Below are 14,738 nucleotides of genomic sequence, written 5' to 3'. Positions count from 1 at the left end.
GGGCGGCGGAGGCCGGGGCGGGCGCGACATCGTCGAACAGCGATGCCTGCGGCAAACTGGAGCGGGTGCGGGAAGCGGAGGTCATGGCGGGGAAGTGTCGCAGCAAACGCGGACTAGCTCAAGTTGCGGCAAGCGAGCGCATGAGGTGCCGCGGGTTTCGGGCAACGCGCTCACGTGGCGCGCAACCGATACCCGCGCTGCGCCTTGCTGATGTCATCCGGCGCGAGGCCGGCAATCCGTTTGCCGAGTTCGGCGGCGAGCGTGTGAAGCGCCGCTTCGTCGCCCGATTTCAGTTCGAGTTCGATCTCCGAGATCGGCGCGCGGCGCGCTTCATCGTCGACCTCGGCAAGCACGTCGCCCTGATCGATCGCCGCCTCGATCTGAGCGCCGTCGGAGTCGAGCAGCCATAGCGTGCGCGTGAAATTGGTGTGGAACAGCTCGATCAGCGCAGGCGCGGCCTGTTTCAGCGCATCCGCGGCGGCGGGTTCGTCGCAAGCGCTCAGCAACGATTCGATTTCGAGCTTCGCGCCCGCGACCGGCAATTCCCATTCGTGCCGGCTATGCAAGCCGTTCGTCGCCGTGCCGACCGTCTTGAAGGTCTGCAGCCAGCCGTCCGGGGTCTGCCGTAGACGCAGCGCGCTCTTTGACGACGCCAGCGTCAACTGCGGCGTATCGAAGTAAATGTTCACGAGCTTGATCGCGCGTCCGTTCTTGCCGGAGCGCGCGGCGAACCACTGCGTCGCCGCCTGCACCTGCGAAGCCGGCAGCGCCAGCTTGATTTCGCGTTCCATGCCCATGCTGGGGGTCCTAGTTGCGTGGATTTCTCTGCGCCCGATACGCGGATACGTCGATACGACGCTCAGAAAAACATCCGCGCGAGTTCCACGCCCGGCTCGTCCGCGCGCATGAACGCTTCGCCGACGAGGAAGGTATGCACATTCCGCGCGCGCATGCGCTCGACGTCGTCGCGCGACAGGATGCCCGATTCGGTCACGACGATGCGATCGTCGGGAATCGCGTCGAGCATGCCGAGCGTCGTGTCGAGCGAGGTTTCGAAAGTGCGCAGATTGCGGTTGTTGATGCCGATCAGTGGCGTCTTCAGCGTCAGCGCTTCCTTGAGTTCATCGCTGTCGTGCACTTCGACGAGCACCGCGAGCCCCAGCGAATGCGCGAGCGCTTCGAGGTCCTGCATCTCGGCGGTTTCGAGCGCGGCGGCGATCAGCAGGATCGCGTCGGCCCCCATCGCGCGCGCTTCGACCACCTGATACGGATCGACGATGAAGTCCTTGCGTATCACCGGCAACTGGCACGCGGCGCGCGCTTGCTGCAGATAGGCGACGCTGCCCAGGAAGAACTGCACGTCGGTCAGCACGGACAGACACGCCGCGCCGTGCTTCTCGTACGAACGCGCGATGTCGGCCGGAACGAAGTGCTCGCGCAGCACGCCCTTCGACGGGCTCGCCTTCTTCACTTCGGAGATCACCGCGGCGAGACCCGCCGTGTGCTTGGCGCGCAATGCGCCGACGAAGTCGCGGAGATCGCGCGACGACGCTTCGAGCCGCAGTTCTTCGAGCGGCACGCTTTGCTCGGCCGCCCGGACTTCTTCGCGTTTGACCGCGATGATGCGGTCGAGGATGTCGCTCATAAATGTCTCGCTACGTGATTACTGCTTGAATTGCTGGGTGAAGCGCACCAGTTCGTCGACCTTCGCGCGTGCCTTGCCGCTCGCGATCGCTTCGCGCGCGAGCTCGATGCCGTCCGCGATCGTGGCCGCGACGTTCGCCGAATAGAGTGCCGTGCCGGCGTTCAGCGTGACGATTTCCCGCGCGACACCCGGCTTGTTGCTGAGCGCGTCGAGCAGCATGACCTTCGACTCGCCCGCGTCGGCGACTTTGAGCGTGCGGTTCGACACCATCTGCATGCCGAAGTCTTCCGGATGGATCTCGTACTCGCGGATCTCGCCGTCGCGCAACTCGCCGACCAGCGTGGCGCCGCCGAGCGACACTTCGTCCATGCCGTCCATCCCGTACACGACGAGCACGTGTTTGGCGCCGAGGCGCTGCATCACGCGCACCTGAATGCCGACGAGGTCGGGGTGAAACACGCCCATCAGCTGATTCGGCGCGCCGGCCGGATTGGTGAGCGGCCCGAGGATATTGAAGATCGTGCGGATGCCGAGTTCCCGGCGTACCGGCGCGACGTTTTTCATCGCCGGATGATGGTTCGGCGCGAACATGAAGCCCATGCCCGTTTCCGCAATCGATGCCGCGACCTGCTCCGGCTGCAGATCGATGTTGACGCCGAGCGCTTCGAGCACGTCCGCGCTGCCCGACTTGCTCGATACGCCGCGATTGCCGTGCTTTGCGACCTTCGCGCCCGCCGCGGCCGACACGAACATCGTCGCGGTGGAAATGTTGAACGTGTGCGCGCCGTCGCCGCCGGTGCCGACGATATCGACGAAGTTCGAGTTGTCCTGCACGTCGACGTGCCGGGCAAATTCACGCATCACCGTAGCGGCCGCGGTGATTTCGCCGATGGTCTCTTTTTTGACGCGCAGGCCGGTGATGATCGCCGCCGACATCACGGGCGACAGCTCACCGCGCATGATGAGGCGCATCAGGTGCAGCATTTCGTCGTGAAAAATCTCGCGGTGCTCGATGGTCCGCTGCAAGGCTTCCTGGGGCGTAATGGACATGATCTCGTCTCCCTTTGTGTCAGGCATTGCGGGACGCCGCGTGATTCGAGGCCTTGCCGGCGACGGCGAGCTTCGACTGCTTGACGAAGTTTTCGAGCAGCGCGTGGCCGTGTTCGGACAGGATCGATTCCGGGTGGAACTGCACGCCTTCCACGGCCAGTTCCTTGTGGCGCACGCCCATGATTTCGCCGTCTTCAGTCCATGCCGATACTTCGAGGCAGTCGGGCAGCGATTCGCGTTCGATCGCGAGCGAGTGGTAGCGCGTCACCGTGAAATGCTTCGGCAGGTCTTCGAATACGCCCTTGCAGTCGGTTTCGATCGTGCTGACCTTGCCGTGCATGATGGTCTGTGCGCGCACGACGCGGCCGCCGAACGCCTCGCCGATCGCCTGATGGCCGAGGCACACGCCGAGAATCGGCGTCTTGCCGGCGAATTCGCGCAGCACGTCGAGCGTGATGCCCGCGTGTTGCGGATTGCTTGGGCCCGGCGACAGGCAGATGCGCTCGGGGTTCAGCCTGGCGATTTCGTCGAGCGTGATTTCGTCGTTGCGATAGGTGCGCACGTCTTCGCCGAGTTCGCCGAAGTACTGCACCAGGTTGTAGGTGAACGAGTCGTAGTTGTCGATCATGAGCAGCATGGTGTGTCTCCGGTCAGAAGTCGCTATCGAGGCCGTCCTGGACCTGCTCGGCGGCGCGCATTACCGCGCGTGCCTTGTTCTCGGTCTCCTGCCATTCGGATTCGGGCACCGAATCGGCGACCACGCCCGCGGCCGCCTGCACATACAGATTGCCGTTCGCGATCACGCCGGTGCGGATCGTGATGGCCAGATCCATCTCGCCGGTGAACGACAGATAGCCGACCGCCCCGCCGTACAGGCCACGCTTGACGGGCTCGAGCTCGTCGATCAGCTCCATCGCGCGGACCTTCGGCGCGCCCGACAGCGTGCCGGCCGGGAAGGTGGCGCGCAGCACGTCGAAATTGGTCATGTCGTTCTTGAGCTTGCCTTCGACCGAGCTGACGATGTGCTGCACGTGCGAGTACTTCTCGATCACCATCTTGTCGGTCACGACCACCGAGCCGATCTGCGCGATGCGGCCGACGTCGTTGCGCGCGAGGTCGATCAGCATCACATGCTCGGCGATTTCCTTCGGATCGTTCAGCAGCTCGGTAGCGAGCGCGGCATCGCGCTCGGGCGTGTTGCCGCGCGCACGGGTGCCGGCCAGCGGGCGGATCGTGACGATACGGTCCTCGGCGCGCTTTTCCTGGCGCACCAGAATCTCCGGCGACGCACCGACCACGTGGAAGTCGCCGAAGTTGTAGTAGTACATGTACGGCGACGGATTCAGCGAGCGCAGCGCGCGATACAGCGACAGCGGATTGTCGCGGTACGGCTTGATCAGGCGCTGACCGACCTGCACCTGCATCAGTTCGCCGGCGGCAACGTATTCCTTCGCCTTGCGCACGGCCGCCAGGTAATCGTCTTTCGCGAATTCGCGGTAGATCTCGGTGCGTACGCTGGCCGACACGACGGGCGGCTCGACGGTGACGCGCAGCCGCTGGCGCAGTTCGCGCAGACGGTGCTTCGCTTTCGTGTAGGCCTCAGCCTGGGTCGGGTCGGCGTAGACCACCAGATAGAGCTTGCCGGCGAGGTTGTCGATGACGGCGACTTCCTCGGTCAGCAGCAGCTGGATGTCGGGCAGATTGAGGTCGTCTTTCGGCGCGCTGTGCGCGAGCTTCTTCTCGATATAGCGCACGGCGTCATAGCCGAAATAGCCGGCGAGACCGCCGGTGAAGCGCGGCAGCCCCGGGCGTTGCGCGACCTTGAAGCGCGCCTGGAATTGCTGGATGAACGCGAGCGGATCGCCGTCGTGCGTCTCGACGACCTTGCCGTCGCGGACCACTTCCGACACGCCGTTGCGCGTGCGCATGAGAGTCCGCGCCGGCAGGCCGATGAACGAATAACGCCCGAAGCGTTCGCCGCCGACCACCGACTCCAGCAGGAACGAGTTCGCGCCGTTGCGCTCGGTCTGCGCGAGCTTCAGGTACAGCGACAGCGGCGTCTCGAGGTCGGCGAGCGCTTCGGCGATCAGCGGGATGCGGTTGAAACCCTCGTTGGCGAGGGACTGGAATTCGAGTTCGGTCATGTTCCGATCCTGTACGGTGGTCCGGCGGCAGCAAGCGTCGGGCAAAGCGGGGCTAAGCGCCTTCGGTCAGGGCGTGGGTCGACGTTCTCGACACAATGATACCGACCGGCGCGGGTCTTCCATCGGCGCGTGCGAGCGGTGCGGGTGAGCAACGGTACCTTGCGGGTACGCGCAGGCTCAATCAGCCGATGCAACTGCGCAAAAACAGATCGATGGAAAAAGCGCGTGAGCGCAGCGAAGTAAAAAACGGTTGCCGAAGACGAGCTTCAGCGTACCTCAGGCGAGGTTAGCGCGACCAGCGACGCCAGGGCCAGGCTCCCCGGTCGATGCTAATCAGACTCCGTTTTTTATTCAGAAACATGAGGATGAAGGACTGTTAAGTCGTGGATTGATGCGCTGCGATCGCCCTGGCGGCGTCGAGCAGCGAGGCAACTATACCATCGGATTTTATCGTTTGTATAGCTTGGCCGTGGTTGTACCCGTAGGGCACGGTCAGCGTCGCCATGCCGGCCGCGCGGCCCGCCAGCGCGTCGTTTTCCGAGTCGCCGATCGCCACCGTGGCGCTCGGCTCGACGCCGAGCTGCGCGGCGGCGGTCAGCATCGGAAGCGGGTCCGGTTTCTTTTTCGCGAGACTGTCGCCACCGAGCACGACGCTGAAATACGGTGCAAGCCGGTACTGCTGCAGCAGTTCGAGCGCGAAGCGGTGCGGCTTGTTGGTCACGCAGGCGAGCTTCAGGCCCGCGTCGTGCAGCGCGCGCAGACCGGCCTCGACGTCTGGATAAAGCCGCGTGTGCACGCCGTTGATCTTCGCGTACTCGGCCTGATAGATCGCGAGCGCTTCGTCGAAGCGCTCTTGCGCGTGCTCGGCTTCGAAGCGCGGCGCAAGCACGCTGCGGATCAGATGCTCCGAACCCTTGCCGACGTAGCCGACCACTTCCTCGCGCGTCGTTTCCTCCGCGTCGAGCTGAGCGAGCATACCGTTCAGGCCGGCGGTGAAGTCGTCGGCCGTGTCGATCATCGTGCCGTCGAGGTCGATGATCGCGGCTTCGAGGCGCGCGCCGGTAAACATCGGGGCGGGATACGAAGTGGTCATGAGGCGCTGGTTTTTAACGCTGGACGGTCGCGAGGGCGGCGCGCATCTTGTCGATCACGACCTTGTGATCGGGCTGGCCAAAGATCGCCGAGCCGGCCACGAACGTGTCCGCGCCGGCCGCCGCGATTTCCGCGATGTTGTCGACCTTCACGCCGCCGTCCACTTCGAGGTGGATGTCGCGGCCGGTGCGCTCGGTGTACGCGTCGATGCGTTTGCGCGCTTCGCGCAGCTTGTTGAGCGCCTCGGGGATGAACGACTGGCCGCCGAAGCCCGGGTTCACCGACATGATCAGCACGAGGTCGACCTTGTCCATCACATGATCGAGATAGTTCAGCGACGTCGCCGGATTGAACACGAGGCCGGCCTTGCAGCCGTGGTCGCGGATCAGCGACAGCGTGCGGTCGATGTGATCCGACGCTTCCGGGTGAAAGCTGATCAGGTTCGCGCCGGCTTTCGCGAAGTCCGGCACGATGCGGTCGACGGGACGCACCATCAGGTGCACGTCAATTGGCACGTCCACGTGCGGGCGGATCGCTTCGCATACGAGCGGGCCGATGGTCAGGTTCGGCACGTAGTGGTTGTCCATCACGTCGAAGTGGATCCAGTCGGCGCCGGCGGCGACGACGTTGCGGACTTCCTCGCCCAGGCGGGCGAAGTCGGCGGAGAGAATGCTGGGGGCGATGCGAAATTGCGTCATGACAGGGGCCGATGCAAGCGGGAAAGCGCCATTTTACCGGTTTTGCGCGTGCAGACCGGGGTGCTGGCCGCGGTTGGCGTGGCGGAATCGCGCGATGAAACTTCGCAAAGTGCCGGCGCAAAAACGACATGGAGACTGGGCGCGGCAAGGCAGCCGTGTCCCAACGTCTTAGACACTGCTGGCCGAAAGGCGTATCCGGTTGCGGCCATGCCGCGCATCAAGCAGAATGCCATTCCATGAGCGCCGCATCGCCGCTGCACCCGCAGACCATTGGCGTTCGGGCCTTCCACGATTTTTCACAGCCCGTTTGATCAGATCGGAATCAGGATGAGCCAGTACGAATTCAGCGTCTCGGCGCAGGTGCACTACCTGCCCGAAGAATCGGACCCGGAGCGTCGCCAGTACGCCTTTGCCTACACGCTGACCATCCGTAACACCGGCCAGGTGCCCGCACAGTTGATCGCGCGTCACTGGATCATCACCGACAGCGAAAACACCGTCCAGGAAGTCAAAGGCCTGGGCGTGGTCGGTCATCAGCCGCTGCTCAAGCCGGGCGAGCATTTCGAATACACGAGTTGGGCAGTGATCGCGACGCCGGTCGGCACGATGCGCGGCGATTACTTCTGCGTGGCGGAGGATGGTGAGCGCTTCGAGGCGCCGGTGCCGGAGTTCGTGTTGCGCATGCCGCGAACGTTGCATTGAACCGGCGCGGTGTTGCGCGGTCTTTAATGAGTTCGTATCGGCGCGCGGCGCAGCGGGCAGTTGAGTGGGTGGTTGGATGAGCGCTCAGACGAGCGCTTGATGCACGAGGGGTTGCGCGGTTCCGTATGCAACCCGCCGGTCAGGGTCACTGCGGCTTTTGCTGTTGGGACCGTTCCGCCGGCTTGGCACGTCTCGCTTTTTTCTTGCCAGACGACGTCCACACAACGATAAAGACGAGCAGGAACAGCGCGAGCAGCGATTCCAGCGCGAAGATGAGCATCGGGTATTCGTCAAACAAATCAGACATGGCGGTTTCCATCAAGAACGAACATTGTATGCGTTTTGTCCGCCGAGCCGGCGCGTGGGTCGGTGCATTGTCGGTTGCGGTGTTGCTTGCCTCCTGCGGCGGCGGCGGCGCGCTCCGGCCTTCGCCGCCGAGCGGCGCGGCGATCATCCCCGGCCAGATCGCGTCGTCGCGCTTGACCGCGGTTGCGTGGCAGCAGGTGCCGGGCTGGCAGGACGACTCGCTGATCGGCGCGACGGCCGCGTTGCGGCAAAACTGCACGAGGCTCGCGCGTCAGCCGAACTGGTCGCGTGCATGCGCGGCCGCCGCGCAAATCGACGATCTCGACGTCACCGGCGCGCGCGCCTTCTTCGAAGCCTACTTCACGCCGTTCCAGCTCGCGAATAGCGACGGCACGCTCGACGGTCTGGTCACCGGTTACTACGAGCCACTGCTGCGGGGCTCGCGCACGCGGCATGGGGTATATCAGACCGCGCTGTACCGCTGGCCCGCCGGCTATCGCGCGGGGGCGCCGTTGCCGGCGCGCGCCCAACTCGAACGCTCGGGCGCGCTCAGCGGCAACGAACTCGTGTGGGTCGACGACCCGATCGAAGCATTCTTTTTGCAGGTGCAGGGCTCCGGGCGCATCGTGATGGAAGACGGCAGTGTGATGCGCGTCGGCTTTGGCGGTACCAACGATCAGCCGTACAAGTCGATCGGGCGCTGGCTGCTCGATCATGGCGAGATCACACCCGCGCAGGCGACGATGCAGGGCATCAAGGCATGGGCACGCGCGAATCCGACGCGCGTCGATGGATTGCTCGACACCAATCCGCGCTTCGTGTTTTTTCGCGAGATGCCGTCGGCCGAAAGTATGCCGAGCGGCGGCGCGGACGGTCCGATCGGCGCGCTCGGCGTGCCGCTGACGCCGGAGCGCTCGATTGCGGTCGACCCGAGCGCGATTCCGCTCGGCACGCCGGTGTTCCTGCAGACTACACGGCCGCTGACGAACTCGCCGATGAACCGCCTCGTGTTCGCGCAGGACACGGGCACCGCGATCAAAGGCGGCGTGCGCGCCGACTACTTCTGGGGCCTCGGCGACGATGCCGGTGATCTGGCTGGCAAGATGAAGCAGGGTGGCCGGATGTGGTTGCTGCTGCCGAATTCGTGAGGCGGTGGGGCGCAGGCGGAAGCGTGACTGCCGTTTGAGTTACAGCGGTTTTCGGGAGGCGGGTTGGAGGCTGCCGCGAAGCCGCTAATAGAAGTCGTGGAAATCGGCGTCACGTTCGGATCAGGATCCGTGCGTGACGCCGTTTTTTGTTGGGCTCTTACGCTGCGCGTCGTTGCCGGTTGCCTGACTTAGAGCCCCGAACTGCGCTTGTCGACCACCCGCCGCGCCTTGCCCACCGAGCGCTCGATCCCATTCACGGCCAGCACGTTCACCACCGCGCTTACGCCAATCAGCGCCTTGATGTCGTACGCCAGCGCGTTTTTCGCGGTGGTTAGCGCGGAAGTATCCGGCGCGCTTTCGGGGCACGGTTCGACGTTCAGCGTCAACACGTCGAGCGGCCCTTCCTTCGTCAGTACGATCTGATAGTGCGGCGCGAGCGCGTGCTGCTTGAGCAGCAACTCTTCGATCTGCGTCGGGAACACATTGACGCCACGGACGATCATCATGTCGTCCGAGCGGCCCGTGATTTTTTCCATACGCCGCATCGTGCGGGCGCTGCCCGGCAGCAGGCGCGTGAGATCGCGCGTGCGGTAGCGGATGATCGGCAGCGCTTCTTTAGTCAGCGACGTGAACACGAGTTCGCCGAGTTCGCCATCGGGCAGCACCTCCCCCGTTTCGGGGTCGATGATCTCGGGATAGAAATGGTCTTCCCAGATCGTCGGGCCGTCTTTGGTCTCGATGCACTCCGAGGCGACGCCCGGGCCCATCACTTCGGAGAGACCGTAGATGTCGACCGCGTCGATGCCCATGCGTTTTTCGATCGCCTCGCGCATTTCGTTGGTCCACGGCTCAGCGCCGAAGATGCCGATGCGCAATGAGCAGCTAGCCGGGTCGATACCCTGGCGCTCGAGTTCGTCGGCGATCGACAGCATGTAGCTCGGTGTCACCATGATGATGTCCGGCCGGAAGTCCTGGATCAGCTGCACCTGCCTTTCGGTCTGACCACCGCCGAACGGAATCACGGTGAGCCCCGCGCGCTCGGCGCCGTAATGCGCGCCGAGGCCGCCCGTGAAGAGGCCGTAGCCGTAGCTCACGTGCACCTTGTCGCCGCGCTTCGCGCCGGCGGCGCGTATCGAACGGGCGACGAGATTCGCCCACGTGTCGATGTCGCGCGCCGTATAGCCGACGACGGTCGGCTTGCCGGTCGTCCCAGACGATGCATGGATTCGCGAAATCTGCTCCTGCGGCACCGCGAACATGCCGAACGGATAGTTGTCGCGCAAATCCTTCTTCGTCGTGAACGGAAAGCGCGCGAGGTCCGCGAGCGACTTGACATCGCCCGGATGAACACCGGCTTCGTCGAACTTGCGCCGGTACACCGGCGAATCTTCATACGCATGGGTGAGTGACCATTTGAGCCGTTCAAGTTGGAGCGCGGCGAGCTCGTCGCGGCTGGCGGTCTCGATCGGATCGAGCGGAAGAGCGGTGCTCATCGAATGTCTCCTTGCTGCCTCAGTATCTGAGTTTGATATGTAACGCGTTGGCGTCAGAGAGCCACGCAGACAGCTGTCCGCGAGGGCGGCTCTGGCTTGCCGCCGCTCAATGTCAGTCGCCGGTGGGAATCAGGTTGCCCCTGATTTGCGCCGACTTGCCGCGAAACATCGCGACGGTCTCGCCGGCGCGATTCGTGACGCGAATATCGTAGATGCCAGTGCGCCCGCTCGATGTCTGCTCGACCGCTTCGGCGCTCAGCACGTCGCCGCCGTAGACCGGCCGGAGGTATTCAATCGAGCAGCCGGCGGCAACCGTATTGATGTTGTAAGTGTTGCAGGCGAACGCGAAGGTCGAATCGGCGAGCGTGAAGATCAGGCCGCCGTGGCAGATCTGATGGCCGTTCAGGAAGTCGTCGCGCACCGCCATGCGCAGCCGCGCATAGCCGGGGCGCACTTCGAGAATCTCGAGCCCGAGCGCGCGACTGCAGGCGTCGTTTTCGTACATCGCGGCAGCTGTCGCGCGGGCGAGTTCGTCGGCAGTCATCTGGTCGGGGCGGGTGGTTTGCGTGGACATCTCAACGCCCCTCGAAGCGCGGCGCGCGCTTTTCGATAAATGCCTGCACGCCTTCCGCGTAATCGTGCGAGGCGCCTAGTTGGCGCTGCAGATCACGCTCGAGATCGAGCTGCTGGTCGAGCGTTTGCGTCGTGCCGGCACGCATCGCCTGCTTGATCGCGGCGATCGCGCGCGTCGGTTGCTGGGCAAGCTGGGCCGCGAGTTTTGCCGCGGCCGGAGCCAGTTCGGCGTCGTCGAGCGCTTGCCAGATCAAGCCCCAGCTTTCGGCTTTGTCGGCGCTGAGCTTGTCGCCGGTGATCGCGAGGCCGAGTGCGCGTGCCATGCCAACGCGTTGCGGCAGGAACCACGTCCCGCCCGAATCCGGCACGAGGCCGATCTTCACGAACGCTTGGATGAAACTCGCGGAGCGAGCTGCGAACACCAGGTCGCAGGCCAACGCGAGATTGGCGCCCGCGCCGGCGGCCGTGCCGTTGACCGCCGCGATCACCGGAAACGGTAGCGCTTGCAGACGGCGGATCAACGGATTGAAGTATTCATCGATCACGGCGCCGAGGTCGGTCATCGCGCCGGGCGTGAAATCGAGGTCGGCGAGATCCTGGCCGGCGCAGAAGCCGCGTCCCGCGCCGGTGAGCACGAGCGCACGGGCGCCGGACTTTTCGACCTGGTCGAGTGCCGCGCCGAGTTCCTGATGCATCGCGCGCGTGAAGCTGTTGAGCTTGTCCGGGCGGTTCAGCGTGATGGTGGCGACGTGGCTCGATGAGTCGATGTCCAGCCGGATCGCTTCATATGACATGGGGTGTCTCCTCAAACTCTCTTTGGCCGATGGGCACGCTCGCTCGACTAGCGTCGGCGCGTGATGCCGATCCGATGTCTGATGTTAGTCAGAGCGCACGACTCGGTCCATCCGCCGAACGGCATAGGACGAAGTCGTGCGTTGTGCTGAAGCCTTCTTATGCCGTTCAGCCAGCTACCGCGGGCGCCGCTTTCGGTTCAACATGAACGCGGCTTTGAACGACGCGGAAGCGGCTGGCGACGAAAGCGGCATCGGCAAGCGCGGCATTCGCGGCCGGGTTGGCGCCGGTGCCGTGAAAGTCCGAAAAAGCCGCGGACTGGTTGACGAACACGCCACCGGTCAGGTTGATCGACAGTGCGACGCCGCCGCGGATCGACGCTTCGTGCGCGGCGGCGAGCACGGCGTCGTCCGTGCTGTAGACCGCCAGCGTTAGCGCGCCGTGCTCGGTAGCAATGTCGCCAGCGAGGTCGAGTGACTGCGCGGTCGAGTCCGTCGCGATGACGAACGAGATCGGCCCGAACCATTCTCTCGTGAACTGGGCGCGGTCGGTCGAGGCGTCGAGTTGCAATACGAGCGGTGTGCGCACGCGAGCGCCCGGAAAGGACGGATGGTCGAGCGTCTGGCTCGCGACGAGAACGCGGCCGAGCCCGGCGGCTTCGTCGATGCGCTGCGCGACGCCTTCGTTCTGGATCGCGCCGAGCAGTTCGACGGCGCGGGCCGGATCGGCGACGAGCTTTTGCACCGCGCCGGCAAGCGCCTGGGAGACATCGTCAAAGCTGAGCGTGCCTTCCGCGGTGCGAATGCCGTCTCGCGGTACGTAGATATTTTGCGGCGCGGTGCACATCTGGCCTGAGTACAGCGCCAGCGAGAACGCGATGTTGCGCGCGGCCGCCTTGATGTCGTCGACCGAGTCGATGACGATCTGATTGACGCCAGCTTTTTCGGTGTAGACCTGCGCCTGGTGCGCGTTGCGCTCGAGCCAGGTGCCGTTCTGGGTGCTGCCCGTGAAGTCGATCAGTTTGATCTCGGGGCGCTGGGCCAGTTGCTGGACGAGGGCGCCGTCGTTCGGGGCGGTGGCCAGCAGCGTGACGACGTTCGGATCGAAGCCCGCTTCGCGCAACACGTCACGCGCGATGCGCACGGTCAGCGCGAGCGGCAGGATCGCGCCCGGATGCGGCTTGACGATCACCGTGTTGCCGGTGGCCAGATCGGCGAACAGGCCCGGATAGCCGTTCCACGTCGGGAATGTGCAGCAGCCGAGCACGAGGCCGATGCCGCGCGGCACGACGGTGTAGCGCTTGTGCATCGCGAGCGGCGGGTTTTTGCCTTGCGGCTTTTCCCAGTGCGCGTCGGCGGGAATACGGCGCAGCTGATCCCAGGCATACGCGACCGCTTCGAGCGCGCGATCCTGCGCGTGTGGGCCCCCTGCCTGGAATGCCATCATGAACGCCTGACCGGTCGTGTGCATCACGCTGTAGCCGAGCTCGAAGCTGGCGCGATTCAGGCGCGTGAGGATTTCGAGGCTCACGCCGATCCATGCCTGCGAGCCGGCGGCGCGCCAATCGCGTTGCGCCGCGGCAGATGCGGCGATGAGCGCGCTCGGGTCGGCTTGCGGGTAACGCACGCCGAGCTGGAAGCCGAACGGCGAAACCTCTGCGCCGACGGTCTCTCCCGTCGACGGTTGGTCCAGGTCGAACGTTTTGTCTAGAAGCGCCTTGAACGCGGCTTCGCCGTCCGCGTTGGCTGTTTCCCCGTACACTTTCGGACTGGGCATCTCGACGAACGGGCTCCAGTAGCCGCGCGTTTCGAGCGCGGCGAGCGCTTTGTGCAGCGTGTCTTCGTGCTTGGTGAATAGCGGATGTGTCATGGCAAAGAGGCTCGGCTGTACGTTGGGGAAATACCTGTCGAATAATTGACCGACCGGTTGGTTGGGGAATGGTAGCATCACCACAGACGATGCGCGAAGCGTTTTTCGCGTGCGATTAACCCTTATGGAGGCGGCATGGCTTACGAAAACATTCTGGTTGAGACGCGGGGACGGGTCGGACTGATTACGCTCAACCGTCCGAAGGCTCTGAATGCACTGAACGACGCGCTGATGGACGAACTAGGCGCAGCGTTGCGCGAGTTCGACGGCGACGAGTCGATTGGCGCAATCGTCGTGACGGGCAGCGAGAAAGCGTTCGCGGCCGGTGCGGACATCGGGATGATGGCGTCGTACTCCTATATGGATGTCTACAAGGGCGACTACATCACGCGCAATTGGGAAACGGTTCGCTCGATCCGTAAGCCGATCATTGCCGCGGTGGCGGGCTTCGCGCTCGGCGGCGGCTGCGAACTGGCGATGATGTGCGACATCATTTTCGCCGCCGACACGGCGAAGTTCGGTCAACCGGAAATCAAGCTCGGGATCATGCCGGGCGCGGGCGGCACGCAGCGCTTGCCGCGGGCGGTGTCAAAAGCGAAGGCGATGGACCTCTGTTTGACCGCCCGTTTCATGGATGCCGCCGAAGCGGAGCGCGCCGGACTGGTTTCGCGCGTGATCCCGGCGGCATCGCTGCTTGACGAAGCGGTCGGCGCGGCCGCCACCATTGCGGAATTTCCGCTGCCGGCGGTGCTGATGGTCAAGGAGTCGGTCAACCGAGCCTTTGAAACGACGCTCGCGGAGGGCGTGCATTTCGAGCGCCGCCTGTTCCATTCGCTCTTCGCCACCGAAGACCAGAAAGAGGGCATGGCCGCGTTCGTGGAGAAGCGCAAACCGGTTTTCAAGCACCGTTAATACGCTTGTCAAAATATCGCTTGCAAGTCCCGATGTCGGCGACTAGAATTCCGCTCTTTCGTGCTCCGGACGCCGGGGTGCGGAGAAGCGGGAAGCCTTTGATGGCGTGGGCTTCGGCGGCGTGGGCAGGTTAGGCGAGTGATAAAAAACCTGTTGACGATCCGGTGGAAGTTCTCCATAATTTCGTTTCTCTGCTGCAGACGCAGCGACGCAAACGAAGCAGTGCCGGGTAGTGGTGGTTCAGGCGCGGCGGGTTTGGCGGACCGATCTTTAAAAACTAACAGTCGATAAGTGTGGGCGCTTGATGCGGAATG

Annotated in this window: 15 protein-coding genes; 3 read left to right on the top strand and 12 right to left on the bottom strand. The window is 64.3% G+C overall.

All coding sequences use genetic code 11. From position 1 onward, the window contains the following. Nucleotides 1-170: 170 nt before the first annotated feature. The 7 genes from F6X37_RS33935 to rpe form a co-directional block, all read right to left on the bottom strand. Complete coding sequence (locus tag F6X37_RS33935; RefSeq protein ID WP_187614364.1) at nucleotides 171-797, bottom strand: CYTH domain-containing protein; 627 nt, start codon at nucleotides 795-797, stop codon at nucleotides 171-173. Nucleotides 798-859: 62 nt separating this feature from the next. Then, nucleotides 860-1,645, bottom strand: a complete 786-nt coding sequence (gene trpC, locus F6X37_RS33930) for an indole-3-glycerol phosphate synthase TrpC (protein WP_187614362.1) — start codon at nucleotides 1,643-1,645, stop codon at nucleotides 860-862. An 18-nt stretch (nucleotides 1,646-1,663) separates the two neighbouring features. Then, on the bottom strand, nucleotides 1,664-2,695 hold the full coding sequence (gene trpD / locus F6X37_RS33925) for an anthranilate phosphoribosyltransferase (protein ID WP_090805481.1): 1,032 nt from the start codon (nucleotides 2,693-2,695) through the stop codon (nucleotides 1,664-1,666). A 19-nt stretch (nucleotides 2,696-2,714) separates the two neighbouring features. After that, nucleotides 2,715-3,332, bottom strand: a complete 618-nt coding sequence (locus F6X37_RS33920; RefSeq protein WP_187614361.1) for an aminodeoxychorismate/anthranilate synthase component II — start codon at nucleotides 3,330-3,332, stop codon at nucleotides 2,715-2,717. Between the two features lie 13 nt (nucleotides 3,333-3,345). Further along, the gene (gene trpE, locus F6X37_RS33915; protein ID WP_187614359.1) at nucleotides 3,346-4,839 is read right to left on the bottom strand and encodes an anthranilate synthase component I; all 1,494 of its coding nucleotides are present in this window, start codon (nucleotides 4,837-4,839) and stop codon (nucleotides 3,346-3,348) included. A gap of 376 nt (nucleotides 4,840-5,215) precedes the next feature. After that, on the bottom strand, nucleotides 5,216-5,932 hold the full coding sequence (locus F6X37_RS33910; protein ID WP_187614358.1) for a phosphoglycolate phosphatase: 717 nt from the start codon (nucleotides 5,930-5,932) through the stop codon (nucleotides 5,216-5,218). Nucleotides 5,933-5,945: 13 nt separating this feature from the next. After that, entirely contained in the window at nucleotides 5,946-6,629 is a 684-nt protein-coding gene (gene rpe, locus F6X37_RS33905) for a ribulose-phosphate 3-epimerase (protein ID WP_018420129.1), read from the bottom strand. Between the two features lie 327 nt (nucleotides 6,630-6,956). On the opposite strand from rpe, the gene apaG reads away from it, so the two are divergent. Continuing rightward, nucleotides 6,957-7,331, top strand: a complete 375-nt coding sequence (gene apaG / locus F6X37_RS33900) for a Co2+/Mg2+ efflux protein ApaG (protein WP_184009102.1) — start codon at nucleotides 6,957-6,959, stop codon at nucleotides 7,329-7,331. A 145-nt stretch (nucleotides 7,332-7,476) separates the two neighbouring features. On the opposite strand, the gene F6X37_RS36490 is transcribed toward apaG, so the two are convergent. Continuing rightward, the gene (locus F6X37_RS36490; RefSeq protein WP_167368587.1) at nucleotides 7,477-7,650 is read right to left on the bottom strand and encodes a hypothetical protein; all 174 of its coding nucleotides are present in this window, start codon (nucleotides 7,648-7,650) and stop codon (nucleotides 7,477-7,479) included. 16 nt (nucleotides 7,651-7,666) lie between these two features. Between F6X37_RS36490 and F6X37_RS33895 the strand changes: the two genes are divergently transcribed. Then, entirely contained in the window at nucleotides 7,667-8,785 is a 1,119-nt protein-coding gene (locus F6X37_RS33895; RefSeq protein WP_221307826.1) for a murein transglycosylase A, read from the top strand. Nucleotides 8,786-8,973: 188 nt separating this feature from the next. Here F6X37_RS33895 and paaK read toward each other — a convergent pair whose 3' ends face one another. The 4 genes from paaK to paaN form a co-directional block, all read right to left on the bottom strand. Continuing rightward, complete coding sequence (paaK, locus tag F6X37_RS33890; protein WP_187614356.1) at nucleotides 8,974-10,278, bottom strand: phenylacetate--CoA ligase PaaK; 1,305 nt, start codon at nucleotides 10,276-10,278, stop codon at nucleotides 8,974-8,976. Between the two features lie 112 nt (nucleotides 10,279-10,390). Next, entirely contained in the window at nucleotides 10,391-10,852 is a 462-nt protein-coding gene (gene paaI, locus F6X37_RS33885) for a hydroxyphenylacetyl-CoA thioesterase PaaI (RefSeq protein ID WP_090802007.1), read from the bottom strand. A 1-nt stretch (nucleotide 10,853) separates the two neighbouring features. After that, nucleotides 10,854-11,645 carry a 2-(1,2-epoxy-1,2-dihydrophenyl)acetyl-CoA isomerase PaaG gene (gene paaG / locus F6X37_RS33880; protein ID WP_187614354.1) on the bottom strand — a complete coding sequence of 264 codons (792 nt, stop codon included), beginning with the start codon at nucleotides 11,643-11,645 and terminating at the stop codon, nucleotides 10,854-10,856. Between the two features lie 166 nt (nucleotides 11,646-11,811). Further along, complete coding sequence (gene paaN, locus F6X37_RS33875; RefSeq protein ID WP_187614353.1) at nucleotides 11,812-13,512, bottom strand: phenylacetic acid degradation protein PaaN; 1,701 nt, start codon at nucleotides 13,510-13,512, stop codon at nucleotides 11,812-11,814. A gap of 135 nt (nucleotides 13,513-13,647) precedes the next feature. Between paaN and F6X37_RS33870 the strand changes: the two genes are divergently transcribed. Next, the gene (locus F6X37_RS33870; protein WP_184036005.1) at nucleotides 13,648-14,424 is read left to right on the top strand and encodes an enoyl-CoA hydratase; all 777 of its coding nucleotides are present in this window, start codon (nucleotides 13,648-13,650) and stop codon (nucleotides 14,422-14,424) included. Nucleotides 14,425-14,738: the final 314 nt, after the last annotated feature.

This window comes from Paraburkholderia sp. 31.1, assembly GCF_014397645.1.
Lineage (GTDB): Bacteria > Pseudomonadota > Gammaproteobacteria > Burkholderiales > Burkholderiaceae > Paraburkholderia > Paraburkholderia tuberum.
This window is presented reverse-complemented; position numbering and strand designations above follow the sequence as displayed.